Here is a 24,937-nt window from a genome sequence, read left to right as displayed (position 1 = left end):
TCGCCCGCCGGCACGGTCACGGGCACCCTACGCGGCGCCGCCGACGGCCCGGCCGGGCCTCACCGCCACCCTCAGCGCCGGATGCCGAACCGGACCGGCCGGCCGTCCGGGGCGACGTCCAGGCAGAGCGCGTCCGGGCCGGTGCCGTAGGTGAAGCGGTGGCTGCCGTCCTGCCCGCCGCCGGGGGTGACGACGGGTTCGATGCCCGGAGCGAGGTCGGGCAGCCAGCGGGCGGCGAAGGCGTCGGCCACCGGGCGGACGCCCCGCGCGGACGCGGCGGCCTGCTCGGCGGGGACGGCGGGCGGCGCGGCGCCCGGGTCGGCGGGGAAGGTGATGAGGTCGCGCAGCCGCCCGGAGGGCCAGTCCACCGTGAAGAAGCCCCGGTCGACGGTGGCGGTCAGCTGGTCCACCCCGACGTCCAGGAGGCGCTGGGTGCGGATCAGCCGGGCGTCCGGGCCGAACAGCAGCACGGTGTCCTGCCGGGCCAGTTGCTCCTGCTCCGCGCTCGCCTCGACCGCGCCGGTGGCGGCCGTCGGCGTCAGCACGAAGGACTGGAGCAGCAGCACCGGCACGCCCGCCGCGGCCACCAGCAGGCCGGTGAGCCGCCACTCCCGCCGGTCCGGGGCGATCCGGCGGCGCCGGACCAGCCGCACCGCGCAGCCGAGCAGCACGCCGAGCAGGCCGCCGGTGGCGTTGACGGTGAAGTCGGCGCTGTCGCAGGCCCGTCCGATCGCGGGCAGCAGCCCCTGGACGGTCTCGGTGGCGGCGCTCAGCGCGAGCACCCCGCAGGCGGCGGCCAGCGGTCGGCCCAGGGCCAGGACCGCGAACAGGCCGACCGGCAGGTACATCAGGAGGTTGAGCCGCCCCTGCTCGGTGCGGAACGCCGACCCGGGGTCGCCGCTCCAGGCGCAGGAGGGGGCCAGGGCGCCGCCGCCGAAGGTCGGGTGGAGCGTGACGGCCAGCTCCCCGGCCAGGGCGACCGCGAGCAGCAGGACGGCCCAGCGCGGCAGGCCGTGCCGCCGGGCGAGCCGGTGCCCGGCGGCGCCGAGCAGCAGGGCGAGGACCAGGAAGGCCGGGATCATCCCGGCGTGGCCGTGCAGGGCGGCGCGGATCATCGGTGCTCCGTCGGGGAGGTGCGGTGCGCGCGACCGGACCGGCACGGCTCCCCCCGCCCACCCTGACGCTGCGTCACCGATAGCTGTGGGAACGGGAGTTGCGGCGCCGGTGTCCCCTCATCGACGCCGCCGCGGCCCCCGTTCCGCCATCGGACGAACCGTCACTGTACACACCGTCACTGGATGACGCGCGCGAGTCCGGCCCGGGTGGCGGCGATCACCACGCGGTCGCCGGGGGCGAGCCGCCGGGAGCGGTCGGCGAAGTTCCACTGGTAGTCGGGGACCCGCCGGTGCAGCCGGACGGCGAGCACCCGGACGCCGCCGGGGCCCTCCAGGTCGCCGGTGTTGCGGCCGTCGAGCGCGGAGCCCTCCTCGACGGCGAGTTCGGCGATCAGCAGGACGTGGCGGAAGACCGAGAGGGTGCCGAGCACCTCGCGTCCCATCAGGGCGGCGGCGAAGGCGGGCGCGGCCAGGTAGGAGACCGAGCGGGAGGCGACGTTGCCCAGGGTGGCGTACACGTGGTGGGCGAAGTCGTCGTCGAACAGCCGCACCACGATCCGGACTTCGGGCCGTACCGCGCGGGCCTCCAAGGCGGCTTCCAGGTTGGCGGCGTCGTCGGAGGTGACGGCGACCACGGCGCGGGCGTGCTTGACCCGGGCCTGCTTGAGCTGGGCCTCCAGCGGGCCCTCGCCGATCAGCACCGGGATGCCCAGGGCGCGGGCGGCGGTGATGCCGCGGGCCTGCGGGTCGCGCTCCAGGCAGACCACGGGCAGGCCGGTGCCGTGCACCAGGGTGGCGACCCGGGTGCCGACGTTGCCGAGGCCGACCACGATGACGTGGTCGCGGGTGCGGGCCCCGGGCGGGCGGGGCAGGCCACGGCGCCCGCTGGCCAGCGCCTCGACCACGATGGCGGTGGCGACCGGGACGAAGGTGATGCCGCAGAAGGTGATCAGCACCTGGGCGGCCCGGGCCCAGGAGTCGCCGAGCACCTGCTCGCCCGGGACGTCGGGCTGGACGGCGCCGGCCGCGTCGAGCAGCGTGAAGTACACCGTCCAGCCGAGGCCGCCGGAGTGGGTGGTGTGGGTGGCCAGCACCAGGCCGCCGACCACGATCGCCGCGAACGCGGTGATCAGGATCATCCGCAGCCGGGTGTTGGTGAAGTACTTGAGACTGTCGAGCAGCCACCACTTGAGCCGCTTGCGCAGCGGCGGGCGCAGCGGCGGTTCGGTGTCCAGGCGCTGTAGGGCGGCCAGGCCGCCGGGCTCCCGGGCGGGTGCCGGGTCGGAGCGGCCGACCGGGCCCAGCGCCTCGCCGCCGCCCAGGAGTTCGGCGATCCGGATGAAGTCGGCGGCCCGGCCCCCGGTCTCGGGCAGCAGCCGGAGCCGGCCGAGGTCCTGGCGGTCGATCCGGTCGGCGACCAGGCAGATCTGGTCGGACCGGATGTCCGCGTCGTAGGCGACGTACAACTGCCGCCCGCCGACCTCGACGGTGTGCGGGTGGCCGAGGGCGCCGTTGGCGAAGGCGGGCGCGGCGGTGGCGGAGCCGGAGAGCGCGGCGCAGTTGGGCAGCAGCTTCTCCAGGTGCTCGCCCAGGCGCTGGTTGAAGATCCGCAGCACGATCCGGACGCCGGGGTTGCGGTTCTCGGCGGCCAGCGCGGCGTGGATGTTCTCCTGGTCGGTGCCGTCCATCAGCGCGATGCCGCGGGCCTGCTCGACCCGGGCCGCGGCGAGCGCCTCGCCGGTGACGGTGGAGTGCTCCAGCACGGCCGTGACGCCGGGTATCTGGGCGATCGCGGGCGCGTGCTCGCGGGACCGGTCGGGGACCACGGCGACCACCGGGACCTCGTACTGCTCGGTGAGCTCCAGGATCAGCCGGTGCGCGAGCGAGTTGCCGCCGCACACGATGTAGTGCCCGTCCGGGTCCGTTCCGCCCGGCTCGGCCCCGTCCTCCGGGCTCCCCCGCCCCTGGTCCGTCATACCGTCAGATGGTAGACGGCCCGTCAGGACGGTTGGGTGAACGGACGGTAGCGGGTCCGGGTGCGGACGGGGCGGCCCGTTCGTCCGTCCGGCGCATCCCGCCGCGCCCCGGGGGTGGCGGGGCGCGGAGGCTGGGGGTGTCATGCCCGTTTCCGTCCCGCCCTTCGGAGGAGCCATGAGTGCCCCGTACCGGATCGACTCCCGCGACGACCTGCCCGGGCCGTTCCAGCAGCTGGCCCGGCTGGCCTGGCAGGCGGTGCTGGCGGGCGGGCTGATCTCGCTGGCGCTGGGGGTGGTCGTGCTGGCGTGGCCGAAGCAGACGCTGTGGGTGGTCGGCGTGCTGTTCGGCCTGTACCTGCTGGTGATCGGCGTGGTGCAGCTGGTCGGCGCGTTCGGCACGCACGCGTCGACGGCGCTGCGGGTGCTGGCGTTCATCAGCGGCGCGATCTGCGTGCTGCTGGGCCTGCTGTGCTTCCGTTCGGCGGCCCAGTCGGTGCTGCTGCTGGCGCTGTGGATCGGCATCGGCTGGCTGTTCCGCGGCATCACGCACCTGGCGGCGGTGGCCTCGGACCCGATGATGCCGGCCCGCGGCTGGCAGGGCTTCGTCGGCGGCCTGAGCGTGCTGGCGGGCGTCGTGCTGATGGTCTGGCCCGCCCACTCGATCACCGCGCTGGCGATCCTGGCGGCCTGCGGCCTGGTGGTGATCGGCGTCACCGAGATCGTCGCGGCGCTGCGCATCCGCAGCGGCGCCAAGCAGTACCCGCGCGAGCTCTGACGCCGCGTCCGCACCCCGGGGCCCGTCCGCTGACCGGCGGACGGGCCCCCGCGTGTGCGGGTGTGACGCGGATCTCCCCGCCGTCCGGGCCGCCGGTGTCACGCATCCGGGTGCCGTTCCGCTCTCAGTACCGGAAGTCCTCATCCGTTCCGGCCCTGGAGAGAGATCACTGGCATGGAGACACTTCGGTACGCGTTCCTCGTCTTCCACCTGTTCGGGTTCGCCGCGATCCTGGGCGGGCTGTTCTACCAACTGCGCGGGAAGGACCCGGTGACGGGCGGGTACATGGTGTCCAGCGCGGTGGTGCAGCTGGTCACCGGCGCCGGGCTGGTCTGGACCAGGCACGCCCTGGACCTGCCGGTGCTGTACCCGAAGATCGGCGTGAAGCTCGGCCTGGACGTCCTGGTGGCGGTGGTCGCGCTGGTGGGCATGCCCACCCGGCGGCCGTGGGCGTTCTACGCGGTGGGGACGTTCACCGCGGCCGCCGTCGTGGTGTCCGTCGCCTGGACGTAGGCCCGGCCGCGGAGGCGGACGCGGAGGCGGACGCGCCCGCCCCGGTGTGGTGCGGGGCGGGCGCGCAGCGGGTCACCTCCCGGCGACGGCGGGCCGCTCGGGGGCGAGCGAGTTGCCGGCCGGGATGCGCCCGCAGTCGGACGGGGCGGCCTTCCCGGCGAACCGGTCGTTCAGGTAGAGCACGGCGGTGGGCGCCCACGGGACGGCCGCGCCGAGGTGGCTGAGCAGGTCGTACTGCTGGTACTTGATGCTGCCGTTGCCGGTGGCGCAGTACTGCCGGGCCAGCGCCCGGACGTCGCCGGCCACCATCACGCCGTCTCCAGTGCCGATGCCGGAGACGTTGCTGAAGGTGCCCTCCAGGACGCCGCCGTTGCCCTGGGCGATGTAGCCGGGGACGGTGGGGGTGGCGGCCGAGCCGAGGTTGACCTTGTTGACGGCCTCCAGGAACTCGGGGATCGAGTTCGGGTTCGCGTAGGCGGGCTTGGCGAGCTTCTGCCAGGTCAGACCGGGGTACTGGCCGAGCGCGTTGGCGATCGAGGCGTCCTGCATCTTCGCGAACACCTGCTTGCCGTAGTCGCTCAGGTAGGGCTGGAGGTCGAAGCCGTAGGCGCGGGCCACGCCGGTGACCGCCATCGGGATGACGCCGGGCCACACCACGCCCCCGGCCACGTACGTGAGGTTGTGCGCGGGGTCGACCAGCAGGCCGCCCTCGGCGAAGCCGACCAGGCGGCGGTTGACGTCGGGGGCGTAGCCGGGGGCGAGGGCGGCGGCCCAGTTGGTGGCGATCGCGCCGCCGGAGTAGCCGAGCATGCCGAACCGGGTGTCCGCGTTCATCCCGGTGGCGGACGAGGCGGAGGCGGCCCGGATCGAGTCCAGCGTGGTGGTGCCGTACTCGGGCCCGGCGGCGAAGTCCGCGGTCTGGCCCTCGGTGTCGGGGATCACCACGTCGTAGCCCTGGAGCACGAACGGGACGACGAACAGCGACTCGGCGTTGGCGATCGCGCCGCCCAGGCTGACGTCCCCCGCGACCGCCCGGGACGGGGCGTGCTCGGGGTTCAGCGAGTCGTAGAAGGACTGGTAGGAGACCGCCTTGGAGCCGTCGCTGCCCAGCCCGCGCACCACGGTGGTGACGCCCGCGCTGGGGCGGCCCTGCGCGTCGGTGGTGCGGAACAGCAGTTGGACGGCCCGCACGGGGGTGGGCAGGCCGAGCAGGTGGTACGCGAGGGTGCGGGTCTTGAGCACGGTGCCGGGCGCGATCGAGGACAGCGGGGCGCTGCCGTCGTAGCGGTAGAACGGGTCGGCCGCGGTGGTGGCGGTCGCCGCGGCGGCGGTGGCGACGGGGGCTGCGGTGGCGACCGCGGCGGCGGCGAGGGCGGTGGCGATCAACCGGGCGGCTCGGTTCATGGCGGTTCCCGTTTCTGGGTGGGGGTGGGGGCGCGCGACCTGAACAACGGTGGGGGCTCGCGGGAGTTACCTACGGGTAGGTAACCTCCGGGAAACCATGATGACCGCGCCGCCCGGCCCCGTCGCCGGGCCGCCGCACAGAGATTCGCGAGGTGGATTGTGACCGCGCCCAACGCCCGACCCGCCGCCGGACTCACCACCACCGGACTCACCACCGTCGAACTCACCACCGCCGGAACCGCGGACGGGGCCGCGAACGGAACCGCGAACGGGGCCACGACCGGAGCCGTGACCGCCGCCGGGCCCGGCCCCGCGCCGGTGTCCACCGCCGGAGCCCCCGAGCGCGTCCCCGAACCCGTCCCCGAACCCGCCGTCGAAGGCCCCCGGTTCGGCGGCCGGCCGGTCCACCTGCGGCTGCTCGCGCTGGCCCCCGCACTGGCCGGCGAGGTGATGGTCCGACTGCTGGACCGGCTCCCGGCCTACCACGCGCTGCCGCCCGAGCAGTTGCGCGGCGAGGTGGCCCGTCAGGTCGAGCGCGGCATCCGGGCGTTCGTCGAGGTGATGCGGACCGGCGAGCTGCCGGGTGAGGCCGAGCTGGCCCGGATTCGGGAGTCCTCGGCCCGCCGCGCCGACGAGGGGGTGCCGCTGGAGTCCGTGGTCGGCGCCTACCACCTGGGCGCCCAGCTGTGCGCGGCCCGGGTGCTGGCCGAGGCCGCCCCCGCCGACCTGCCCGACGTCGTCACCGCCCAGGACCGGCTGCTCGGCTACCTGCGGGTGGTCAGCTGCGCGGTCGCCGCCGGGTACGTGCAGGAGCGGCAGGCCGCGCTCGGCGACGAGCAGGTCTCCCGGCAGGCGCTGCTCTCCCGGCTGCTGGAGGGCGGCGACCCGCGCGCCGCCGCCGACCGGGCCGGCATCCGGCTGCCCGCCCGCTACCTGGTGCTCTCGCTGGCCGTCGGCCCGCACCCCGACGAGTCCCGCCCCGGCGTCAACCGCTCGGTCGTCGCCCGGCGCAAACTCCGGCGGCTGCGCGCCGAGTTGGAGCGCCGCACGGACGGGGTGCCGCTGGCCGCGCTGGCCGCCGACGGCGGCCCGGTGCTGCTGCCGGACGACTCCCCCGACCCGGCCCCCGACCGTGCCGCGCTCACCGACCTGGTCGACCGCCTCGCCCGGGCCTGCGGCGCCGACCTGACGGCCGGGGCCGCCCGCGCCGTCCCCGGGGAGGTCGCCGACGCTGCCCGGCTGGCCGCCGGGGTCCGCCGGGTCGCCGAGGCCACCGGCCGCGGCCCCGGCCTGCACCTGCTGGACGACGTCCTGGTCGAGTACCAGCTCAGCCGTCCCGGCCCGGCCCGCGACGCGCTCGCCGCGCTGCTCGCCCCGCTGGTCGGACGCCCCGAACTGCTGGCCACCCTGCGGGCGTTCCTCGCCTGCGGCCTCGACCGCCGGCGCACCGCCACCCACCTCCAGGTGCACCCCAACACCGTCGACTACCGGCTGCGCCGCACCGCCGACCTCACCGGCCTGGACGCCGTCCGCGGCCCCGACCTGCTCACCCTGCGCGCCGCGCTCGCCGCGCACGACACGGCGACGGCGCTGCCCTGACGGGGGCCCGACCCGGCGTCAGCGGGCGCTTCCGTCCCGGACGTGCTCCCGCCCCGGACGTGCTCCCGCCCCGGACGTGGTCCCGTCCCCGACGTGGTCCCGTCGCGCCACCGGGTCCGGGGGAAAGCCCGGTGGCGCGACGGGGGTTCAGGCGGCCTCGCCGCGCAGCAGCGGGAGGCCGCGGCGGGCGGTGCCGAGCGCGGCGGCCGGGCCGTGGCCGGGGAGCAGCACCGTGCTGTCGTCCAGCGGGCCGCAGACGCGGCGCAGCGAGGACTCCAGCCGGGTGCGGCTGCCGCCGGGGAGGCCGGAGTCGCCGAGGCGGTCGGCGAGCAGGGTGTCGCCGGTGAACAGGAGGGCGGGGTCGCCGTCCCGGACCGGGTCGACCCGGAACATCGTGGAGCCCTCGGTGTGCCCCGGGCCGTGGTGGGCCCGGACCCGCAGTCCGGCCAGTTCCAGGTCGGCGGAGCCCTCCAGGAGGGTCAGCCGTTCCGGTTCGCTCTCCGGGTAGCCCGCGAGCAGGCGGCCGGGGAAGGTCGGGGGCAGCGGCGCGGCCGGGTCGGCGAGCATGAAGCGGTCGGCGGCGTGCAGCACGGCCGGCGCGCCGGTCTGCGCGCCCAGCTCCCGGGCGCACCAGCTGTGGTCCATGTGCCCGTGGGTGAGCAGCAGCGCCGCCGGCTCCAGCCGGTGTTCGGCGAACAGCCGCAGCAGCGGGTCGGTGGCGGCCTGCCCGGGGTCGACCACCAGGCAGGGCCCGCCCGGCTCGGCGGCCAGCACGTAGCAGTTGGTGCCGAAGCCGCCGGCCGGGAAGGAGAACAGGAGCATCCGGATCAGCCGTTCACCCGCAGCACCAGCTTGCCGGTGGAGGAGCGGTCGGTGAGGGTGCGGTGGGCCTCGGCGGCGTCGGCGAGGGCGAACTCGGTGAAGTCCACCCGGACGTCACCGGCGGCGACCAGCTCGGCGGCCCGCTCCAGGTGTCCGCGCACCAGCTCGGGGGCGCGGTGCGCCAGGTCGCCGATGTTGTAGCCGACCAGGGCCCGGGAGCCGAACCACAGGTGGTCGGGCTGGATCGGCGCGTCCTGCTGGGCGGCGTCGCCGAAGATCAGCTGGCGGCCCAGCGGGGCGAGCAGCCCGGCCGCCGCGGCGCGCTGCTCGCCGCCGACCGAGTCGAGGATCACGTCGACGCCGCGGCCGTCGGTGCGGTCCGCGACCAGCTCGGCCAGCGCCTCGTAGGGGACGACCTCGTCGTAGCCGAAGTCGGCGGCGTACTTGGCCTTGGTGACGGTGCTCGCGGCGCCGAGCACCAGGGAGGCGCCGGCCCGGCGGGCGATCTGCGCGGCGGCGGTGCCGACCCCGCCGGCCGCGGCCAGCACCAGGACGCTCTCGCCGGGCAGCAGCCGGGCGGCGGACTCCAGCAGGCCCAGGGCGACCGGCACGTTGCAGGGGAAGGCGGCGGCGAGGGCCGGGTCGGCGATCGCCCGCGGGCCCTCCAGGACGACCGTCAGGTCGGCGCGGGCCAGCACGACCTCGGCGTAGCCGCCGCCGTCCAGGGTGAGTGCGGTGACCCGCTGCCCGGGGCGCAGCCCGGTGACGCCCTCGCCGACGGCCCGCACCGTGCCGGTCGCCTCCAGGCCGGGGACGTGCGGGAGGCCGACCTGGATCTGGCCGCGGCGGAACATCACCTCGGCGAAGTTCACCCCGGCGTGGGTGACGTCGACGGAGATCTGGCCCGGGCCGGGCTCGGGCACGGGCAGTTCGGCCTCGGTGAGGACGTCGGGTCGCCGTAGCGGTCGAAGAGGACGGCACGCATGGGGTCTGCTCCTGGGGAGAGGTGGGACGGGGTGGGGTGGGGTGGGACGGGGTGGGGCGGGTGGCGCCGGGTCAGTAGCGGGGCGCGGCCGGGGCGGGCAGGGTGTCCAGCTCGGCCAGGACGGTGGCGTCCAGGGTGAGTTCGGCCGCGGCGGCGTTCTGCTCCAGGTAGCGCGCGGTCTTGGTGCCGGGGATCGGCACGACGTGCCCGCCCTGGGCGAGCAGCCAGGCCAGCGCCACCTGGGCCGGGGTGGTCTCCAGGCGGGCGGCGACGCCCTCGATCCGCTCCACCAGCGCCTGGTTGGCGTCGATCTCGGTGGGCTGGAAGCGCGGGCTGCCGTGCCGCCAGTCGCCGGCCGGGAGGTCGGCGGAGCTGCGGATCGCGCCGGTCAGGAAGCCGCGGCCGAGCGGGGAGAAGGGCAGCAGGGTGATGCCGTGCGCGGCGGTGTGGGCCAGCACCCCGTTCTCCAGGACGTCCCGGGACCAGAGCGAGAACTCGGACTGCACGGAGGCCACCGGGTGGATGGCGGCGGCCCGTTCGATCTCCGCGACGCTCACCTCGGAGAGGCCGATGGCGCGGGCCTTGCCCGCCTTCACGGCCTCGGCCATCGCGCCCCAGGACTCCTCCAGCGGGACGGCCGGGTCGACCCGGTGCAGCTGGTAGAGGTCGACGTGGTCGGTGCCCAGACGCAGCAGCGAGGCGTCGATGGAGGCCCGGATGTGCTCGGGGCGGCCGTTGCGGTGCATGGTGCGGCTGCCGTCGACGACCAGGCCGACCTTGGTGGCGAGCACCGCGTCCGCGCGGCGGCCGGCCAGCGCGCGGCCGACCAGGTACTCGTTGGTGAACGGGCCGTAGGCGTCGGCGGTGTCGATGAGGTTGACGCCGAGGTCCAGGGCGCGGTGGACGACGGAGATCGAGGCGGCGTCGTCCCGGCCGGGCTCGTCGTACGCCCAGGACATGCCCATGCAGCCGAGGCCGATCCGGCCGATCGCGGGTCCGGTGGTACCGAGGGTGGTGGTGTGCATTGCGGTTCGTCTCCCTGGACGTCGTGCGGAGGTGCGGGGCGGGCGGGGTGGGGCGGGCGGGGTGGCGGAGCCGGCCCGGGGTCAGCCGCGGGCGGCGGCGGGCTCCGGGGCGGTGCGGGTGCGCGGGGCCAGGCCGTCGAGGTGCCGGACCAGGTCGGCCAGGCCGCTGCGGGTGGCCGGGGCGACGTACTGCACGTGGCCGTCCGGGCGGAGCGCCACCAGGACGGGGCGGGGGCCGAGCGCGCGGAGCAGGGTGGCGGACGCGGTGTCGTCCACGGTGCGGACCACGGCGGGACGCCCGGCGAGCGCGGCGGCCACCGCGGCGCTGCCCCGGTCGTCCGCTCCGGCGGGGCCGGACGGGCCGGACGGGCCGGACGGGCCGGACGAGCCGGACGGGCGGCGGACCAGGACGGTGAAGCCGTCACGGTCGAGCGCGGGGTCGGCCGGGGCGGGGGCCGCGGTGGCGGCGGTGGCGGCAGGTCCGCCGGGGGCTGCGAGGGCTGCGGGGGCGAAGACCGGCAGTCGGTCGCCCGGCCGCGGGTGGCCGGGGCGGGCGCGCCGGAGGCCGTCCGCCGCGTAGCTGACGTCGGTCTGGGCCATCATCGGCGCGATCCGGCGGCGCAGCAGGCCGCCCAGGGCCGCGCCGCGCACCAGGGTGTCGCGCAGGACCCGGCGCGGGCCGCCCGCGATCATGCCCCAGCGGGTCTGGGCGGCGGTGACGGCGGCGACCCGGGCGACCGCGGCATGCCGTTCGCGGTGGTAGCTGTCGAGCACCGCGGCGTCGAGGGTGCCGCGCAGCACGCCGGCCAGCTTCCAGCCGAGGTTGAAGGCGTCCTGGAGGCCGTAGTTCATGCCCTGGCCGCCGGCCGGGCTGATGATGTGCGCGGCGTCGCCGGCCAGGAAGCAGTTGCCGTCGCGGAAGCGGTCGGCGATCCGGCAGCGGACCCGGAACGATCCGGTCCAGCGGGGTTCGCCCAGTTCGCCCAGGCCGGGGGCGCGCCGCCGCAGGGCTTCGGCGAACACCCCGGCGGGCGGCGGTTCGGCCGGGTCGCGGTGCGGGATGCTGATGGCGACCCGGAACAGGCCGTCGGGCAGCGGGACGACGCCGAGCGCGCCGTCGGCGGTGTAGCAGTAGTGGAGGGTGTCGCGGGCGGCCGGGCCGTCGATCGGCGCGTCGGCGATGCCGAAGGTGACGTCCACCGTGTCGCCGTCGAAGCCGATGCCCAGCTGCTTGCGCACCGAGCTGTGCGCGCCGTCCGCGCCCACCAGCCAACGGGCGTGCGCCTGCTCCTCGTTGCCGTCGGGGTGGCGCAGCCGCGCGGTGACGCCGCGGGCGTCCTGGCGCAGGTCCTCCAGGACGACGCCGCGCTCGACGGTGCCGCCGAGTTCGGCGAGGCGCTCCAGCAGCAGGCGTTCGGTCTCGTACTGGGGCAGGGTGGCGGCGAACGGGTACGGGGTGTCGGCGATCCGGTCGACCGCGGCCCGGCCGAGCAGCCGGCCCTCGGAGCGGTAGCCGATGCCGGTCAGCCGGTGGCCGGTGGCCGCCAGGCGCTCCGCGACGCCGATGCCGCGCAGCAGTTCGAGGGTGCGGGGCCAGACCAGCACGGCCCGGGACCGGGGAGCCGGGGCGGGCGCGGCGGCGCTGTCCACCAGGCGCACCCGCACGCCGCGCTGCAACAGGTCGCAGCCCAGGGCGACGCCCACCGGGCCGGCGCCGACGATCAACACCTCGCTGCTGCCGACCGGCCGATCGGGCTCCATGGCGCTCAACTCTTCTCCTCCGGTGCGGTGGGTGCGGGCGGTGCGGACGTGCGTGACGTGGTCGGACGGTGCGGACCGTGCGGACGGTGCGGACTCCGTCGGACGGTGGGGCGGGCGGCACGGGGCGCCGCCCGCCCCCGGGTGACCGGCCGTCAGGGACGGTGCCGACCGGTCGGCGGGTCGGGCCGTCAGGCCGCGGCCGAGAGGTGCCGCTTGCGCAGGAACAGTCCGATCAGCAGGGCGGCGAGCAGCACCACCCCGGCGTCGACGGCGATCGCGGTGCGGACGCCCTCGGCGACCGCGCTCTCGCCGTGGCCGGCGGCGGCGATCCGGCTGGTGGCCAGGGTGCTGATGATCGGGATGCCGATGGTGATGCCGACCTGCTGCGTCATCGAGGTGATGCCGGTGGCGCGGCCCTGGTCGTCGTCGGAGACCCCGAGGGTGCCGGTCACCATGAAGGAGACGATCGACAGCACGTGGCCGAAGCCCCCGACGGTGGTGGCGGCGATCATCAGGGTCAGGCCGGGGCCGTGGGCGGTGCCGATCAGCAGCAGCGCGGCGGTGGAGACGCCCTGGATGACTAGGCCGAGGACCAGCGCGGTGCGGCTGCCGAGGCGGCCGATGATCCGGGCGGTCCGGAGGCCGCCGAAGAAGGCCGCGGTGCCGAGGCCGCTGAACGCCAGGCCGGTGACCAGCGGCGAGTAGTGCAGGGCGTCCTGGAGGTAGAGGGTCATCAGGAACACCACGGAGGACATCATGGTGAAGGTGACCAGGCCGCCGATGTTGCCCCAGCTGATGGTGGGCGGGCCAGCAGCCGCACCGGGAGCAGCGGTTCGGCCGTGACCCGCTCGATCGCCCAGAAGGCGGCCAGCAGCGCGGCGGCGGCGGCCAGCAGCACGAGGACCCAGGTCTCCGTCCAGCCGTGCTCGCCGGCCCGGGTGATGCCGACGACCAGGGCGACCAGGCCGGTGCAGACGGTGAGCGAGCCGGGCAGGTCGATCGAGACCCGCTGACCGGAGCGGCTCTCGGTCAGCAGCCGGGGCGCGGCGACCAGTACGGCCACGGCGACGACCACGTTGATCAGGAAGGCCCAGCGCCAGTCGAGCAGGCCGGTCAGCACGCCGCCGAGGATGGCGCCCGCGGTGAAGCCGGCCGACATCAGGGCGCCGTTGAGGCCCATCGCCCGCTCGCGGAGCTTGCCCTCGGGGAAGGACGTGGTGATCAGGGCCAGTGCCGAGGGCGTGGTGATGGCGGTGGCCAGGCCCTGCCCGACCCGGGCGACGATCAGCTGGGTGGGCGTCTGGGCGAGGCCGCCGAGCAGCGAGGAGAGGCCGAGCAGCGCCATGCCGCCCAGGAAGAGCCGCTTGCGGCCGAGCAGGTCGCCGACCCGGCCGAAGATCAGAGTGAACCCGGCCGCGGTGAGGGCGAAGGCGGTGACGATCCACTGCAGGCTGCTCAGCGAGAAGTGCAGCGAGGAGCCGATCTCCGGCACCGCGACGTTCAGGATGGAGAAGTCTGCGGCCAGCATGAACTGGGTGGCCAGCAGTACGAGCAGGATCGCCTTCTGACGCTGCGACATCTGCTCGTCACCGGTCTGTACCGGTTCGAGGTCTTGCACGACGGTCACGGTGGACTCCTGGTTTGTCCTTGATTGGCCATAGACGCTTCACGCGGTATCGAGGGTTGAGTCTATAGCGATGGTCGATCAAATATAAAGACCCTGACACATGCCATGGCATGGACGAGCCGGGCCGGCCGGTCGGTCAGACGGTCAGGACGTGCTGCTCCTGACCGCTCCGGCCGCTGCTCAGCACGGGTGCGGGTGCGTCCACGCCCCAGCGCAGCAGGGTGAGGCCGACGTTCATGCCGCCGCCGAAACCGGCCAGCAGCACCAGTTGGCCCGGCCGCAGCTCGCCCGAGGCGAACACCGCGTCCAGCGTGATCGGCACCGAGGCCGACCCGGTGTTGGCGAACTCCCGCACCGTCAGGCGCAGCGCCGACTCCGGCAGTCCGAGGCTGGGCAGCAGGCTGCGCAGCATCTCGCCGTTCGCCTGGTGCGGGACGAAGTGGTCGATCTGCTCGGGGCTCAGCCCGTTCTCCCGCAGCAGTTCGGCGATCGCCTGGGGCAGCTCGGCGGAGACGAACTCCCGCACCCCGCGCCCGTCCATCCGGAAGAAGTGGCCGCCCTCGCGCACCGTGCTCTCCGAGGGCGGCGTCCGGCTGCCGCCCGCCGGGACGCTGATCAGGCGGTGCTCGTCGCCGTGCCCGCGCAGCACGGTGTGCAGCAGGCCGCGGTCGGCCGCCACCGGGCCGAGCACCACCGCGCCGGCCCCGTCGCCGAACAGGACGGCGGTCCGGCGGTCGGAGTAGTCGAGTATCCGGGAGTAGACGTCGGCGCCGATGACCAGCGCGTGGCCGCCGCCGCGGACCCGCAGCAGGCCCTCCGCCATCGCCAGCGCGTAGACGAAGCCGCTGCACACCGCGTTGACGTCGACGGCCGCGGCCTGCCCGGCGCCGATCAGGTGCTGCACGATGCTGGCGGTGGCGGGCTGGGGGTGGTCGGGGGTGGAGGTGGCCAGGACGATGACGTCGATCCGGTCGGCCGGCAGTCCGGCCGCCGCCAGGGCGCGCGTCGCGGCCAGCGCGGCGAGGTCCGAGGTGGCCTGGTGCGGCGCGGCCCGGCGGCGCGCCACGATGCCGGTGCGGTTCTCGATCCACTCCGGGACGACCCCGGCCGCCGGGGCGATCTCCTCGTTGGGGACGGTGCGTTCGGGCAGGTAGGAACCGGTGCCGAGGATGCCGACGGCGGGGGCCTGGTCGGCCTGGCTGTACGGGGGCATGGGGTGTTCTCCTCCTGTGCTGGCTGTGCTGGTGCGGCGTGCCGGGGGTGCGGCGGTGCGGTCCGCCGGCCGCCGCGCACGGCGGTGTGCGCGGCGGCGGACGGGCGCCGGGGCCCAGGGCCCTGGGGGGGGTGCGCGGCGGTCGGCGGACGCCGGGGCTCAGTGCCCGGGGGCGGCGTCCAGGAACTGCCAGCCGTGGGTGCGGGCGGCCTCGGCGAGGACCGGGTCCGCGCCGACCACCAGGCCGCGGCCGACGGCCTCCAGCAGCGGCAGGTCGCTGGCGTGGTCGCCGTAGGCGAGGCAGGCGTCGAGGTCGGCGCCGCGCAGCCAGGCCGCCGCGGCGGCGGCCCTCGCCTTGCGGCCGCCGATCATCGGCCCGACCACCTCGCCGGTCAGCTCGCCCCGGCGGACGATCGGCCGGGTACCCAACGCCCCGTCCGCGCCGAGCAGTTCGGCGACCGGGTCGAGGCAGGCGAAGAACGACCCGGAGAGCAGCACCACCGCGGTGCCGCGGGCCCGGTGCGCCCTGAGATGCGCGACCGGCTCCGCCAGCAGCAGCGACCCGCCGGCCTCCGCCGCGCCCCGCAGGGCGTCCTCGAACCAGGCGCGGCCGGACGCGGCCAGCTCGGCCGCCCGCTCCCCGGCGAAGAGCCGGTAGTAGCGGCGGTTGATCTCGTGGCGCGGGGTCCCGGCGGCGGCGTCCGCGTGCAGCTGCCCGACCAACGCGTCGTAGGTCTCCGGCCGTTCGCCCCGGCGCTCCAGGTGGAACCGGAGGAAGGAGAACATGCTCTTGACTGCGATCAGCGTCTCGTCGACGTCGAAGAAGGCCATCGGGGCCGCCACGGCGGTGGGGGCCTCGGCCGGTGCGAGGGTCAGCGGCACGCCAGCTCCAGGTCCACCACGATCCGGCAGTTGGCGGCCCCGTCCTGGGTGGCCAGCACCTCGACCGGAATGGGCGCGCCGGACAGCAGCGCCTCCCAGTCGGGCAGCAGCGCCTCCAGGCGCAGCGGCGAGTCCAGCTCCGCGAAGCGCTCGTACCGGGCGTCGACCGCCTGCACCCGGACCTTCCCGGGTGCCAGCCCGATGTGCTCCCGGACGGTGTACAGGGCGAGTTGGCGGGCGCCCTCGATCAGCACCATGCCGGGCAGGTGGTCCTGCGGGTGGTCGAACAGGCTCGGGTGGTCGCCGGCGATCCGCAGCGTCGACGTCGCGCCCCGGCCGGTGGCCGTCACGTCCAGCAGCACCGCGTTCTCCGGCAGCCGCCGGCCGACGAGCGGCGCGGCCACCGGCTCCCCGGCCACCGCGCCGGTGGCGAAGTCCGCGGTGGAGCCCATCGATCGGCCCTCCCGGCCGCGCAGCCGCAGCTCCTGGTACTCCCCCGCCGCCTTGAAGCGCAGGCCGACCGTGGCCCGCCCGGCGTCCTGGACCGCGCCGGAGCCGTCGGCCACCGCCAGCGTGAGGACGTAGTCGACGCCGGTGGTGCGGCCGTCGCGCTCCCGGACCCGTTCCGGGTCGAGCCGGAGCAGCAGGGTGGTCGGCCTGGTGCCGCGGGCGAGCAGCTCGGGCCGGGTGATCCGCAGGTCCTGGTGGGTCAGGATGAACTTGTCGGTCCGGGGCACCCCGTGCTGGAGGTGCGAGGCGGCCAGGGCGGCCTGGCGGCAGACCTCCATCAGCAGCACCGGATCGTGACAGGCGGGCGCCAGCGAGTGGTCCCCCCAGTAGGCGTGCGATCTGGGCAGCTGGGCCGAGGCCAGGGTGCCGCCGCGCGGGTCGGGGACCATCGCGGTGACGAAGACCTCGCTGAGCGCACTGCGGTGCACCAGGGCGCGGTCGATGGTGCTGTCGGTCCGCGGCAGGGCCGTGCCGGCCGGCGGCAGCACCGTGGAGATCCGTGTCGACACGGGAGCGGACGCCTCTTGGCGAGATGGAGCGGTGGACGGCATGACTGGGACACCTTCCTTGAAGAGGGATCGAAGAGGGATCACCGAGGGCTCCGGAACGACCGGCCACCGCGTGCCGGGCACGGCGACGACGGGGCTCACCGCGGGAAGTCGCGGGATCGTCCGGCACCGGACCGGGCACGACGGCGTGCCGGACGGCTCCGGTGGGGTCAGGACGTACGGGGGGCGTCCCCTCCGGCGTGCCGCACTGCACGCGGGGTCCACGAGGACGCGAGGAGGGGAGCGAGGGGGTCGGCTCGGTGGCCGACGGCTCGGCCCGGGCGAGCGGCGTCGCTGCCGCACCGGGAGGAGGAGGGGGACCTGGCTGCGCTGCGGACCCGGCCCGTCGGGAATCGGACGGGAGCGCCGGAGACCGGACGCGGGGTCGGGAGAACGGGTCAGGGGAACGGGTCGGGAGGTCTGATCGGGACGCTGGATCGGGACGCTGTGCCTGGACGCTGGATCGGAACGTGGGGTCTGAACGTGGGGTCGGGACGCCGGCTCAGGACGCCGGGTCGGGACGTCGGGGTGTCAGAGGGCCTGGACGACCAGGGCGGTCCAGGTGAAGCCCGCACCGGCGGAGATGACCAGGAGGTGGCCGCCGGGTGGAACGAGGCCCCGGGCGTCGGCCTCCGCCAGCGAGGCGGCGGCGTCACCGGCGCCGAGGTGGCCGGTGTCCGGGCCGAAGTCCAGCACCTCGCCCTCGACGAGCCCCGCCAGGGCGGGTAGGTAGGCACTCTCCAGGACCGAGCGGCCCAGGCGCGGCAGGGCCACCGGCAGGCTGGCGTTCGGGCCCAGCCCGGCCTGCTCCAGCGCGCCGGTCACCGCACGGCGCAGCGAGCGGTCGACCGTCTCTGCGAACACCTCCTTTCCCGCCCGGACCAGGAACGCCTTCTTGGTGCGCCGCACGTCGAGCGCCGCACCGTGCTGCCGCGGGGCCGGGGAGAAGTCGTCGTCCCCCGGTGCATCAGCTCCAGTTCGGGCGCGGCGACGGTCACCAGGCCCGCCACCCGGTAGCGGGCGTGCTCCCGGGTGAGCAGCAGGGCGGTGCCTCCGTCGCCGTACGCCACACCGTAGTCGGCGCGCCAGCGCTCGAACCCGGGAGCGGGGAAGCTGTCCGCCGTGGTCACCAGGGCGGCTTCCACCCCGGGGTCGGCCGCCATCCGGTCAAGCGCGATCCGCAGGGCGGCCGCGCCGCCGTTGCACATCTGCTGCACGCCGACCGGTTCGGCGTTGCGCGCCCCCAGCGAGGAGGCCACGTAGTGCGCCGGGGACCAGAAGTCGTGGCCCTGGTGGTGGATCCAGGCGTGCGCGACCAGGCCCAGCCGGTCGGCCGTCAGCCCCGCGCGCTCCAGCGCCGTCCGCCCCGCCTCGACGGCGAGGTCCGGTGCCGCGCGCCGGTCGTCCACCGGCAGCCGGCGGTAGCCGTCCCGCCGCACCTCGTCGGCGTCGGCCCGACCGGCCAGCACTGCGGCGCCCGATGTGTCGTGCCGGGGTGGGAGATGCAGAACAGCAGAACGTATTCCGCTTCTGCTCTCACCACCGCCTTTTACCTCCCGGAAATACATGGCTTCCCCCCGTGTGACCTGCCGCCACTCTCTGGCGGTGGCTGAAAGCTATCATGACCTTGATTCAAGTGTCATTAGATTTTTTCTCCCCTGACCCTGACACAAGACAAGGTCAGGAGCTTCACCCGACGCATCCGAACCGGTAGCCTGGAGCAACCAATGGGCCGCCGACGTCCGAACCGTGCACGGATGTCCGAACTGCGCACCGGGGTCCCACCAAGGAGGAAAGATGCCGACGACGGAGTCGGAGCTGCCGTTCGACCAGCGGCTCGGCAGTCTCATCAAGCAGGCCGAACAGGCCCTGATCGCCGAGAAGAACCGGGTGCTGCGCCCCTTCGGCCTGACGGTCCCCCAGTACTCGGCCCTGCTCCTCCTCGCGGAGAACCCGAACATCTCGGGCGCCCGGCTGGCCCGCATCTGCGGCGTGACCGCGCAGGCCATGAACGGCGTCATCTCGCTGCTCGACCAGCGCAAACTGATCAGCCGGACCAACTCCCCCGACCACGCCAAGGTCCTCCTGCTCCGCCTCACCCGGGCCGGCACGGCCCTGCTCCGCAAGGCGGACCGCGAAGCCGTGGCCGTGGAGCGCCGCCTGATGGACTCCTTCGACGACCAGGACCTGGCCTCCTTCCGCAAGCAGCTCGCCATCGCCATCGAGGTCCTGTCGGAGCACGCCGACTCCTGAGCCCGCCCCGGCTTCCGGTCCCCGCCCCGGCCCGCGGTCTCCGCTCCGGCTCCACCCCGGGCCCGCCCCAAGGCAATTGACGCACCGTCACCCCGGTCGGGGCGCGCGGGTTCAGGCGGTCGCCGTCACGCCCGCCACGGCCAGCAGCAGCACCGCCGAGACCGCGGACAGGCGCCGCGCCGCCGTCGGGGTGGCGCCGAACCGGCCGCCGAGGCGGGCGGTGGCCAGGGCGACCGCCGAGTAGACGGCCGCACAGCACAGGACGTTGACCGCGCCGAGCGCCGCGACCTGCCCGCCGACCGGCAGCGCGCCGTCCGGGGTGACGAACTGCGGGACCAGCGACAGGTAGAGCAGCAGGCCCTTCGGGTTGAGCAGCGCGGTCAGCAGCGACTGCCGCAGCACCGTCCTGGCTGGCTGCGGACCGGCCGCGGCCAGGGCCCGGGCACCGCCGCCGCCCCGGCGCAGGGCCAGCAGCATCCCGGCGGCGAGGAGCACCAGGTAGCCGGCCCCCGCCAGGCGCAGGGCGGGCAGCAGCGCGGGGACGGCCCGCAGCGCGGCGGCCAGCCCGGCGGCGGAGAGCAGGGTGTGCACGGCGTAGCCCGCGCAGACGCCGGTGACGGCGGTGAGCGCGGCGCGGCGGCCCTGGCCGAGGCCGCGGGCGGCGATGTACAGCCAGTCGGGGCCGGGCGTGCAGACCAGCAGCACGTCGACGCCGAGGAAGAGCAGCAGGGCGTGCGGGTCCATGGACACCTTCGGGAGAGCGTTCGGGGGACCACTGGGAGGGAGAAAATCTCAGCACCCGGACACTAGCCGTCCACCGTTGGCAGCCGATGTCCCGTTTTCGCTGGTCACCGCCCTGCTCTGGCAGAATGTTGCGCCATGGACCGCCTTGACCGCAGAATCCTCCACGAGCTCCAGCAGGACGGCCGGATCAGCAACGCCGACCTGGCCGACCGGGTCGGCCTGACCCCGTCCCCGTGCCTGCGCCGGGTGCGCCACCTGGAACAGCAGGGCGTGATCCGCGGCTACCGCGCCCGGCTCGACCCGGCCGCCGTCGGACGCGGTTTCCAGCCCTTCGTCACGGTGGTGATGCGGCACGAGGACCGGGCCACCGTCGCCGAGTTCGAACGCCGGGTGGCCGAGCTGCCGGAGGTGGTCGAGGCACACCGCCTGTTCGGCGACCCGGACTACCTGCTGCGGGTCGCGGTGGCCGACCTCGCCGCGTACGAGCGCTTCGTCACCGACGTGCTCTCCGGGCTGCCGGGCATCGCGCAGGTGCACTCGCACCTGACGATGAAGCGGGTGAAGGCCGACACCGGCATCCCCGTGGCCTGAGTCCCCTCCACGGCGGGCCCCGACGTCCCGCCCTCCCCGCGTCGCTCAGGCCGCGGCCGCGGACTCCCCGGGGGCCTGTTCGATCCGGCGCAGCGAGTGGAAGTGCACCACCGTCGGCGGGTGCTCCAGCTCGCGCAGCTCGCCCTCCGACCAGACCGGCCGAATCCGCCACATCGGCCCGGCGTACGCCCGCAGCGCCTCCTCGTCCCGCCAGCGGGTGATCATCTGCACCCGGTGGTCCCCGTCGGCGCAGGCCCGCAGCAGTTCGCCGCCGAGGAAGCCGTCCCACCGGCCGAGGCCGGGCAGCACGGTCGAGGCGAGCCTGGCGCAGAAGTCCTCCGCCCGGTGCGGGGCGACCTGCGCCTCCCAGATTCGGATGATCATCTCGGCCTCCTCGGCTGGACCCCGGACCCTGCTGCCCATTATCGGACGGACCCCGCCGTTTCGTTCCGGTCCGTCCGGTTTTCTCCGTTCGGACCGCCGCCGATTGCCGCCCGCCCGCCCCGGGCCAAGACTCGGCGGTGGACCCGTACGACGAGAGGAGCCCGACATGGCGATCTGCGTGGTGTGCCAGAACGACTACTGGCTGTCCTTCGAGATCAAGACGATCACCGGCGACACCTACGTCTTCGACAGCTTCGAATGCGCGATGGAGAAGCTCGCCCCCCGCTGCGAACAGTGCACCGTCCGCATCGTCGGCCACGGCGTCGAAGTCGCCGGCCGCTTCTTCTGCGGCGCCCACTGCGCCCGCGCCAACAGCGTCCTGGGCGCCGAGGTCCGCGACGCGGTGGGCAGCCGCCCGTCCTGACCCCCGCCACCCGACCCCCGGGGCGGCCACCGCGCACGGCGGTGGCCGCCCCGGGGTCACTCCGGGCCCGTTCCGGCGAGTAGGCGGTCGACCACCGCAGGAGCGGTGCCGGCGAGTTGGAAGGCCGCGGCAGCGGCCGTACGGTCCTCCCGGGCGCCGGCCGCGTCACCGAGCGCCTGCCGGGCTCCGGCCCGTCGGCCGAGGCACCTGCCCCGCCGGTCGTGATCGTCGAGGGCCGCGCAGAGGTCGGCCGCCTCGCTCCAGCACTCGACCGCCTCCGCGAACCGCCTCGCACCGGCGAGCAAGATCCCCGCGTTGTCCAGGGCGGTGCACTGGAGCTGGAGGTCCTCCAGCTCGCGCCCGGCCCGCAGGACCGTCCCCAGCACGTCCACCGCCTCGTCCGTGCGCCCTGCCTTGACGAGCGCCAGGCTCTGGTGGAGGCGCACCTGGGCCGCCATGTGGACGTCTCTCAGTCCGTGCATGCTCTCGGCGGCCTCGGCGAGCCGGTCGACGACCGCTTGCGGATCGTCCTCGCCGACCAGCCCCCGGGCAAGGGTGAGATTGGCCCCCACCTGCAGGGCCAGGTAGTGGTCCTGGGAGTCGTGCGCGGCCCGCAGCGCCGCCTCGAAGGCATCCAGCGCCTCGGCCGACAGGTCCTGGTCGCGCAGCACCATGCCGAGGTTGTTGAGCGTGATCGCCTCGCCGTGGCGGTCCCGGATCGCCCGGCAGATGGCGAGGTCAGCCCGGAACGCCTCGGCCGCCTCCGGCAGCCGCCCCAGCTGGTGCAGGGCCCGCCCGAGGTTGGTGTACGCCATTCCGCGCTCCCGTAGGCTCCCGTTCGACGGGTACATCGCCAGCGCCTCGTGCAGCACCTGCACGGCTTCGGAGCATCGGCCCATCTGCTGGTACGTCAGGCCGAGATTGGTGAGGACGGTGGCTTCGAGCTCGATATCGCCGCGCTCCGCGAACAGCTTCCGCGCCCGCTGGTAGGACGCCACCGACTCCGCGAACCGGCGCAGCTCGCGCTGGGCCGTACCGAGGTTGGTGAGGATCTCGGGCTCGGCCAGCCTGGTCAGCGGGTCGCGCGAGGTGCGGGCCGCGTCGAGGGCCCTCCGGGCGATGCCCGCGTAGTCCTCCAGGTGACGCCGCAGGATCTGGTAGTCGATCAGCAGCACGTGCAGCAGCACGACGGTGTCGGGACGCCCCAACTCGGGTGCGGCCAGGGCGGCGGCCCGGAGGTTGAGGTATTCGGCGTCCAGCCAGGCCAGCGCGGCGGCCCGGTCGGGGAAGCCCGGTCCGGGCTCACCGCCCGGCTGGAGCTGCCGGTCGGCGGCGGCCGCGAGGTCGCAGTAGAGCGCCAGCATCCGCTCGGTGGCGGCCGTCCGGGCCGTCCGGGTCTCCTTCTCCCGGCACAGTTCCTCCGCGTACAGCCGCATCAGGTCGTGCATCCGCCAGCGGTCGTGGACGGCGGCGGGTTGGACCAGGTGGGCCCGGGCCAGGGCGTGGACGAGCGGTTCGGCGTCGTCGACCGGCGCGCCGGCCAGGTGTGCGGCGGTCCCGGTGGACAGATCGGGGCCCGGGTTGAGGGACATCAGCCGGAACAGCCGGGCCTGGTCGGGCGGCAGGTTCCGGTAGGAGAGCTGGAAGGCGGCGCGGACGGCGAGGTCCTCGCGGGCGAGGCGGGCAAGGCGGCGGCGGGTGTCGCGCAGGGACTGGGCCATGGCGGCCATCGGGCGGGCCGGGAGGTCGCCGAGCAGGGCGGTGACCACCGCGAGGGCAAGGGGGAGTCCGCCGCAGAGTTCGGCGACCTCCCGTGCGGCGTCGGGCTGTTCGGCCGCCCGGCGGTCGTCCGGGTCCAGTTCGCGCAGGCCCTGTTCGAGAAGTCGCGCGCCGTCGGTGGCAGCCAGCACGGGCAGGTCGAGGACGCGCAGCCCCAGATCACTGAGGGTGTGCCGGGAGGTGACCAGGACGGGGACGTCCAGCTCTCCGGGGAGCAGCGGACGGACTTGGGCGCTGGAACCGGCGTTGTCGAGCAGCACCAGTAGCGGACTCTCCCCCGCGCACGCGCCGAGCGCGCTGCGGTAGAGCGTGATGCGCTCCGTGGTCTCGGAGGGCACCTGCTCGTCCGGGACGCCGAGGGCGCGCAGCAGCGAGCCGAGGGCGCGGTGCGGGTCGACCCGGCGGTCTTCGTCGTAGCCGAACAGGTCGAGGAACAGCACCCCGCCCGGGTAGCGGCCGGAGGCGAGGGCGCGGTGGGCGGCGTGCACGGCGAGTTCCGTCTTGCCGGCGCCCGGAAGGCCGGTGATCAACCGGCCGATCGGTTCCTGACCAGCCAACTTCACTTCCAGATCGGCGAGTTCCGCGTCCCGACCGATCAGCACCCGGGACGGGGCGGGCAGACCGCCGAGGGCCCGCCAGCGCGTCCCCGGCAGCACGACGGTGGCGTTCTCCGCCTGGATGGCCGATCCGAAAAACGTTCCGCGGTTGATCTCGTTGCGGTTCCCCATGTTCCCCCCATCGGCGCGCGCTCAGAAGGTGAACCCTAGCGAGCGGACCCGCGAGCCGGTCGCGGACGGGACGGTGTCGGGAGCGGTGGTGGCGCGGATCTCCGGGAGGCGGGTGAGCAGTTCGCTGAGCAGGGCGCGCAGTTGGGGGCGGGCCGGGTGGGCGCCGAGGCAGAAGTGCGGGCCGCCGCCGAAGGCGAGGTGGGGGTTGGGCGAGCGGGTGATGTCGAAGGTGTCGGGGGCGGGGAAGACCGACTCGTCGCGGTGAGCGGAGCCGTAGCAGAGGAGCACCTTGTCGCCCGCGGCCAACCGGACACCGGCCAGGCGGTGGTCGACGGCGACGGTGCGGCGCAGCCGGTCGACCGGGGTGCCGCAGCGCAGGACCTCCTCGACCGCGCCGCCCGGGTGGGCGTCGAGGTCGCCGAGCAGCAGGGCCCGCTGGGCGGGGTGGCCGGTCAACAGGTGCAGGCCGCGGGCGAGCGCGTCACGAGTGGCCCGGACGCCGAGGTCCAGCAGCAGCCCGCAGAACGCGGCGAGTTCGCGGACGCCCAGCCCGCGGCCGTCCGGGTCGGGGGCGACCAGGGCGGAGATCAGGTCGTCGGCCGGTCGGCGGCGGCGTTCGCGGGCCGGGGCGGCCACCGCCCGCCGGACCGCCGGCCGGAGCATCAGCCCGGCCCGGGCGGCGTCGGCGTCGCGGTCCGACCGGCCCGCGGCCCGGCGCAGGCGCTCCGGCGGGAGGCCGAGCATCGAGCAGAGCACCCGGTACGGAAGTTCGGCCGCGACGGCGGTGACGAAGTCGGTCGGGCGCTCCCGCTCCAGCCGGTCGACCAGCTCGGCGGCGGTGGCCCGGACGTCCTGCTCGACCGCGGCCGGCAGCCGGGGCGTGAACGCCCGGCCGACCGTCCGGCGCAGGTCGGCGTGCCGGGGGTCGTCCAGGTCGAGCAGCGAGTCGCCGAACAGCGCCCGCACCCACCGGCCCGGCTCCGGCCCGCCGGACCCCGGCCCGGACAGGTACACCTGCGGCGCGCGGCCGGCCGCCGTCACCTCGGCGTGCCGGACCAGCGCCCAGCAGCGCCGCCCCGTCGCCCGGTCGGTGAACCCGACCGGGCCGGGACGCTCGCGCAGCCGGGCGAACGCCGCGGCCCGGGCCTCCTCGGGGAGCCGCCAGAACGCGGGGTCGCCGAGATCGGTGCCGCGCGGGGCGGCGGGCACGGTGACGGCCATGGGACGCTATCGCGCAATCGGTGACGCTGAGTCAGATCACCGTGACACCGAGCGACCG

At 75.3% G+C, this 24,937-nt stretch carries 22 protein-coding genes and 1 pseudogene; 6 read left to right on the top strand and 17 right to left on the bottom strand.

Annotated elements, in window-relative coordinates:
- Positions 1–71 precede the first annotated feature (71 nt).
- Both QMQ26_RS28875 and QMQ26_RS28870 read right to left on the bottom strand, forming a co-directional pair.
- Complete coding sequence (locus QMQ26_RS28875) at positions 72–1,115, bottom strand: VanZ family protein (RefSeq protein WP_282203255.1); 1,044 nt, start codon at positions 1,113–1,115, stop codon at positions 72–74.
- A gap of 176 nt (positions 1,116–1,291) precedes the next feature.
- Positions 1,292–3,091, bottom strand: a complete 1,800-nt coding sequence (locus tag QMQ26_RS28870; RefSeq protein WP_282203254.1) for an NAD-binding protein — start codon at positions 3,089–3,091, stop codon at positions 1,292–1,294.
- Between the two features lie 175 nt (positions 3,092–3,266).
- On the opposite strand from QMQ26_RS28870, the gene QMQ26_RS28865 reads away from it, so the two are divergent.
- Positions 3,267–3,866, top strand: a complete 600-nt coding sequence (locus QMQ26_RS28865; RefSeq protein WP_282203253.1) for an HdeD family acid-resistance protein — start codon at positions 3,267–3,269, stop codon at positions 3,864–3,866.
- Positions 3,867–4,040: 174 nt separating this feature from the next.
- Complete coding sequence (locus QMQ26_RS28860) at positions 4,041–4,379, top strand: hypothetical protein (RefSeq protein WP_282203252.1); 339 nt, start codon at positions 4,041–4,043, stop codon at positions 4,377–4,379.
- 72 nt (positions 4,380–4,451) lie between these two features.
- Here the strand turns inward: QMQ26_RS28860 and QMQ26_RS28855 are convergent, their stop codons facing one another.
- A complete protein-coding gene (locus QMQ26_RS28855; protein WP_282203251.1) occupies positions 4,452–5,783 on the bottom strand; it encodes a lipase family protein in 1,332 nt (443 codons plus the stop codon).
- Positions 5,784–5,942: 159 nt separating this feature from the next.
- Between QMQ26_RS28855 and QMQ26_RS28850 the strand changes: the two genes are divergently transcribed.
- Positions 5,943–7,382, top strand: coding sequence for a PucR family transcriptional regulator (locus tag QMQ26_RS28850; RefSeq protein WP_282203250.1), 1,440 nt, complete (start codon positions 5,943–5,945; stop codon positions 7,380–7,382).
- A gap of 147 nt (positions 7,383–7,529) precedes the next feature.
- Here QMQ26_RS28850 and QMQ26_RS28845 read toward each other — a convergent pair whose 3' ends face one another.
- The 10 genes and pseudogenes from QMQ26_RS28845 to QMQ26_RS28800 form a co-directional block, all read right to left on the bottom strand.
- A complete protein-coding gene (locus tag QMQ26_RS28845) occupies positions 7,530–8,204 on the bottom strand; it encodes an MBL fold metallo-hydrolase (RefSeq protein WP_282203249.1) in 675 nt (224 codons plus the stop codon).
- A 5-nt stretch (positions 8,205–8,209) separates the two neighbouring features.
- Entirely contained in the window at positions 8,210–9,127 is a 918-nt protein-coding gene (locus tag QMQ26_RS28840) for a quinone oxidoreductase family protein (protein ID WP_282203248.1), read from the bottom strand.
- A 133-nt stretch (positions 9,128–9,260) separates the two neighbouring features.
- On the bottom strand, positions 9,261–10,214 hold the full coding sequence (locus tag QMQ26_RS28835; RefSeq protein ID WP_100839687.1) for an aldo/keto reductase: 954 nt from the start codon (positions 10,212–10,214) through the stop codon (positions 9,261–9,263).
- 81 nt (positions 10,215–10,295) lie between these two features.
- Entirely contained in the window at positions 10,296–11,975 is a 1,680-nt protein-coding gene (locus QMQ26_RS28830) for an FAD-dependent monooxygenase (RefSeq protein WP_282206637.1), read from the bottom strand.
- A gap of 188 nt (positions 11,976–12,163) precedes the next feature.
- Positions 12,164–13,554: pseudogene (locus tag QMQ26_RS28825) on the bottom strand (MFS transporter).
- A gap of 184 nt (positions 13,555–13,738) precedes the next feature.
- A complete protein-coding gene (locus tag QMQ26_RS28820) occupies positions 13,739–14,815 on the bottom strand; it encodes a 3-oxoacyl-ACP synthase III family protein (RefSeq protein ID WP_100839689.1) in 1,077 nt (358 codons plus the stop codon).
- 159 nt (positions 14,816–14,974) lie between these two features.
- A complete protein-coding gene (locus QMQ26_RS28815; protein WP_282203247.1) occupies positions 14,975–15,697 on the bottom strand; it encodes an HAD family hydrolase in 723 nt (240 codons plus the stop codon).
- Complete coding sequence (locus QMQ26_RS28810; RefSeq protein WP_282203246.1) at positions 15,688–16,716, bottom strand: AfsA-related hotdog domain-containing protein; 1,029 nt, start codon at positions 16,714–16,716, stop codon at positions 15,688–15,690. The genes QMQ26_RS28815 and QMQ26_RS28810 overlap by 10 nt, the downstream gene beginning before the upstream one ends.
- 570 nt (positions 16,717–17,286) lie before the next feature.
- Complete coding sequence (locus QMQ26_RS28805) at positions 17,287–17,619, bottom strand: 3-oxoacyl-[acyl-carrier-protein] synthase III C-terminal domain-containing protein (protein WP_282203245.1); 333 nt, start codon at positions 17,617–17,619, stop codon at positions 17,287–17,289.
- On the bottom strand, positions 17,577–18,224 hold the full coding sequence (locus QMQ26_RS28800) for a beta-ketoacyl-[acyl-carrier-protein] synthase family protein (protein WP_282203244.1): 648 nt from the start codon (positions 18,222–18,224) through the stop codon (positions 17,577–17,579). Before QMQ26_RS28800 ends, QMQ26_RS28805 begins: the two co-directional genes overlap by 43 nt.
- Before the next feature lie 328 nt (positions 18,225–18,552).
- Here QMQ26_RS28800 and QMQ26_RS28795 point away from each other — a divergent pair, with 328 nt between their 5' ends.
- The gene (locus tag QMQ26_RS28795) at positions 18,553–19,008 is read left to right on the top strand and encodes a MarR family winged helix-turn-helix transcriptional regulator (protein ID WP_100839693.1); all 456 of its coding nucleotides are present in this window, start codon (positions 18,553–18,555) and stop codon (positions 19,006–19,008) included.
- Positions 19,009–19,119: 111 nt separating this feature from the next.
- Here the strand turns inward: QMQ26_RS28795 and QMQ26_RS28790 are convergent, their stop codons facing one another.
- Complete coding sequence (locus QMQ26_RS28790; protein WP_100839694.1) at positions 19,120–19,752, bottom strand: LysE family translocator; 633 nt, start codon at positions 19,750–19,752, stop codon at positions 19,120–19,122.
- Between the two features lie 135 nt (positions 19,753–19,887).
- On the opposite strand from QMQ26_RS28790, the gene QMQ26_RS28785 reads away from it, so the two are divergent.
- Positions 19,888–20,343, top strand: a complete 456-nt coding sequence (locus tag QMQ26_RS28785; RefSeq protein ID WP_100839695.1) for an Lrp/AsnC family transcriptional regulator — start codon at positions 19,888–19,890, stop codon at positions 20,341–20,343.
- A gap of 45 nt (positions 20,344–20,388) precedes the next feature.
- On the opposite strand, the gene QMQ26_RS28780 is transcribed toward QMQ26_RS28785, so the two are convergent.
- Positions 20,389–20,727, bottom strand: coding sequence for an antibiotic biosynthesis monooxygenase family protein (locus QMQ26_RS28780; protein ID WP_159073298.1), 339 nt, complete (start codon positions 20,725–20,727; stop codon positions 20,389–20,391).
- 166 nt (positions 20,728–20,893) lie between these two features.
- Here QMQ26_RS28780 and QMQ26_RS28775 point away from each other — a divergent pair, with 166 nt between their 5' ends.
- Positions 20,894–21,151, top strand: coding sequence for a Prokaryotic metallothionein (locus QMQ26_RS28775; RefSeq protein WP_100839697.1), 258 nt, complete (start codon positions 20,894–20,896; stop codon positions 21,149–21,151).
- 56 nt (positions 21,152–21,207) lie between these two features.
- On the opposite strand, the gene QMQ26_RS28770 is transcribed toward QMQ26_RS28775, so the two are convergent.
- Together QMQ26_RS28770 and QMQ26_RS28765 are read right to left on the bottom strand one after the other, a co-directional pair.
- Positions 21,208–23,658 (bottom strand): tetratricopeptide repeat protein, encoded by a 2,451-nt coding sequence (locus QMQ26_RS28770; RefSeq protein ID WP_282203243.1) that lies wholly within the window; start codon positions 23,656–23,658, stop codon positions 21,208–21,210.
- 21 nt (positions 23,659–23,679) lie between these two features.
- Positions 23,680–24,879 carry a cytochrome P450 gene (locus QMQ26_RS28765; RefSeq protein ID WP_282203242.1) on the bottom strand — a complete coding sequence of 400 codons (1,200 nt, stop codon included), beginning with the start codon at positions 24,877–24,879 and terminating at the stop codon, positions 23,680–23,682.
- Between the last annotated feature and the right edge of the window lie 58 nt (positions 24,880–24,937).

The organism is Kitasatospora fiedleri, from assembly GCF_948472415.1.
GTDB classification, from domain to species: domain Bacteria; phylum Actinomycetota; class Actinomycetes; order Streptomycetales; family Streptomycetaceae; genus Kitasatospora; species Kitasatospora fiedleri.
Note: the sequence above shows the minus strand (reverse complement) of the source record. Positions and strands in the feature narration are given on the sequence as shown.

Excerpts from the sequence above, each read along its gene's own strand:
- QMQ26_RS28875 (WP_282203255.1), bottom strand. The coding sequence starts at position 1,115 with ATGATCCGCGCCGCCCTGCACGGCCACGCCGGGATGATCCCGGCCTTC.
- QMQ26_RS28870 (WP_282203254.1), bottom strand. The coding sequence starts at position 3,091 with ATGACGGACCAGGGGCGGGGGAGCCCGGAGGACGGGGCCGAGCCGGGC.
- QMQ26_RS28865 (WP_282203253.1), top strand. The coding sequence starts at position 3,267 with ATGAGTGCCCCGTACCGGATCGACTCCCGCGACGACCTGCCCGGGCCG.
- QMQ26_RS28860 (WP_282203252.1), top strand. The coding sequence starts at position 4,041 with ATGGAGACACTTCGGTACGCGTTCCTCGTCTTCCACCTGTTCGGGTTC.
- QMQ26_RS28855 (WP_282203251.1), bottom strand. The coding sequence starts at position 5,783 with ATGAACCGAGCCGCCCGGTTGATCGCCACCGCCCTCGCCGCCGCCGCG.
- QMQ26_RS28845 (WP_282203249.1), bottom strand. The coding sequence starts at position 8,204 with ATGCTCCTGTTCTCCTTCCCGGCCGGCGGCTTCGGCACCAACTGCTAC.
- QMQ26_RS28835 (WP_100839687.1), bottom strand. The coding sequence starts at position 10,214 with ATGCACACCACCACCCTCGGTACCACCGGACCCGCGATCGGCCGGATC.
- QMQ26_RS28830 (WP_282206637.1), bottom strand. The coding sequence starts at position 11,975 with ATGGAGCCCGATCGGCCGGTCGGCAGCAGCGAGGTGTTGATCGTCGGC.
- QMQ26_RS28820 (WP_100839689.1), bottom strand. The coding sequence starts at position 14,815 with ATGCCCCCGTACAGCCAGGCCGACCAGGCCCCCGCCGTCGGCATCCTC.
- QMQ26_RS28795 (WP_100839693.1), top strand. The coding sequence starts at position 18,553 with ATGCCGACGACGGAGTCGGAGCTGCCGTTCGACCAGCGGCTCGGCAGT.
- QMQ26_RS28790 (WP_100839694.1), bottom strand. The coding sequence starts at position 19,752 with ATGGACCCGCACGCCCTGCTGCTCTTCCTCGGCGTCGACGTGCTGCTG.
- QMQ26_RS28785 (WP_100839695.1), top strand. The coding sequence starts at position 19,888 with ATGGACCGCCTTGACCGCAGAATCCTCCACGAGCTCCAGCAGGACGGC.
- QMQ26_RS28780 (WP_159073298.1), bottom strand. The coding sequence starts at position 20,727 with ATGATCATCCGAATCTGGGAGGCGCAGGTCGCCCCGCACCGGGCGGAG.
- QMQ26_RS28775 (WP_100839697.1), top strand. The coding sequence starts at position 20,894 with ATGGCGATCTGCGTGGTGTGCCAGAACGACTACTGGCTGTCCTTCGAG.
- QMQ26_RS28770 (WP_282203243.1), bottom strand. The coding sequence starts at position 23,658 with ATGGGGAACCGCAACGAGATCAACCGCGGAACGTTTTTCGGATCGGCC.
- QMQ26_RS28765 (WP_282203242.1), bottom strand. The coding sequence starts at position 24,879 with ATGGCCGTCACCGTGCCCGCCGCCCCGCGCGGCACCGATCTCGGCGAC.